The sequence below is a fragment of the Robiginitalea sp. genome, from assembly GCF_049588695.1.
In the GTDB taxonomy this organism is placed as follows: domain Bacteria; phylum Bacteroidota; class Bacteroidia; order Flavobacteriales; family Flavobacteriaceae; genus Robiginitalea.
The window spans coordinates 1-1,858 of record NZ_JBAVZJ010000163.1 but is presented as its reverse complement, the minus strand read 5'-3'; the positions used below and the strand labels follow the sequence as shown (position 1 = coordinate 1,858).

Annotated in this window: 1 protein-coding gene; it reads right to left on the bottom strand. The window is 45.3% G+C overall.

From position 1 onward, the window contains the following. Positions 1–134: 134 nt before the first annotated feature. Positions 135–1,858: molecular chaperone HtpG (gene htpG / locus WBV75_RS03850; RefSeq protein WP_424119334.1), on the bottom strand; the 1,724-nt coding region annotated here is incomplete at its 5' end.

The following is a 1,858-nucleotide window of genomic DNA, read 5'->3' as shown; positions in this document are numbered from 1 at the left end:
GAATATAAAGTAGGGCCATAAATGCTAAGTGCCAGGGAGTTTCCATGTCCCTAAAATACACAATACAGGCATTTACATACAAAAAGCCGACCCTTTTTGGGGTCGGCCTTTTTATTGGGAGGTCATTACCAGGCTTATTTAACCATGTCGTAACTCCTGTGAATAAATGAAGTCAGTTCTTCCCCTTTGAGCAATCCTTTGGATAGACGCGCCAGATCCAGGCATTGACTGATCAGTCGGGTACGCTTTTTACTGGTTTTTGTATTGAGGATTTCTCCTACCAGTGGGTGATTCGTATTGACGACCAGATTATACATATCCGGCATATTTCCCATACCGAACATTCCTCCGCCACCGCCGCTTTGCTGCATTTCTTTCATCCGCCTCATAAACTCGGGCTCTGTAATCATAAAGGGAGATGCATCGCTATCCATGGCTTCCATTTGAACCATATAGCTGCTTTTCTCTCCCAGAACTTCTTCCACCTGTCCCTTCAATTTATCTTTTTCCTCGTCGGACAACTTCGAAATCTGGGTTTCCTCTTTTTGGATCAGTTTGTCGAGGTGATCGGCATCAACCCGCGCAAAGGAAATCTTCTCCTTGCTGGTTTCCAGCTTCTGCATCAGGTGTGCTACAATCGGGCTATCCATCATAAGCACTTCATACCCTTTGGCTTTGGCAGCCTCTATATAGGAATGCTGACTTTCTTTGTCGGAGGCATAGAGGAGCACGAGTTTATCGTCCTTATCCGTTTGGGTGTCCTTTACTTTTTCCTGTAGTTCACTAAAGGTATAATACGTGCCGTCCACTGTTGGGTAAAGGGCAAAAGACTCTGCCTTTTCGAAAAACTTGTCTTCGGACAACATCCCGTATTCTATTACGATCTTGATATCGTCCCATTTCTTCTCAAAATTCTCCCGGTCCTCCTTGAAGAGGGAATTCAGTTTGTCGGCCACCTTCCGGGTGATGTAGGACGAAATCTTTTTAACGGCGCCATCGGCCTGCAAATAGGAACGAGAGACATTTAAAGGAATGTCGGGAGAGTCAATGACTCCTCGTAGCATGGTCAGGAATTCGGGAACGATCCCTTCGACGTTATCTGTTATAAAAACCTGGTTTTGATAAAGTTGAATGCGATCCTTCTGCATTGCCAGGTCCTGATTCAATTTTGGGAAATACAGAATACCGGTGAGGTTAAAAGGATAATCGACATTGAGGTGAATATGGAACAAAGGCTCCTCAAACTGCATAGGATATAATTCCCTGTAAAAGGCTTTATAGTCCTCATCCTTCAGATCAGAAGGTTTTTTGGTCCAGGCAGGCGTGGGATTGTTTATAATGTCGTCCACCTCCTGAGTAGGTGCCGGATCTTCTTCTTTGGCACCTTCCGGTTTGGGGAGGGTTTCAGTGCGCATTCCAAACTTGATGGGAACGGGCATGAATTTATTGTATTTCTGAAGGAGTTCACGAATGCGCGCTTCCTCCAGGAACTCTGTAGAATCCTCTGCGATATGGAGTACGATTTCCGTTCCCCGTGTTGCGCGGTCCGAAGGCTCGATGGTGAATTCGGGGCTGCCGTCGCAACTCCAATGTACCCCTGGAACGTCCTTGTGGCTCTTCGTATAAATATCTACCCGGTCTGCCACCATAAATGAGGAGTAAAACCCAAGGCCGAAATGACCTATAATACCGGCATCTTTTCCGGCATCCTTATATTGGTCCAGAAATTCTTCTGCTCCGGAAAAAGCCACTTCATTTATATATTTTTTAACTTCTTCTTCTGTCATTCCGATACCCTGGTCGATGACGTGCAACTTTTTTCCTTCCTTATCGATTTTCACTTCAATCATAGGATTGC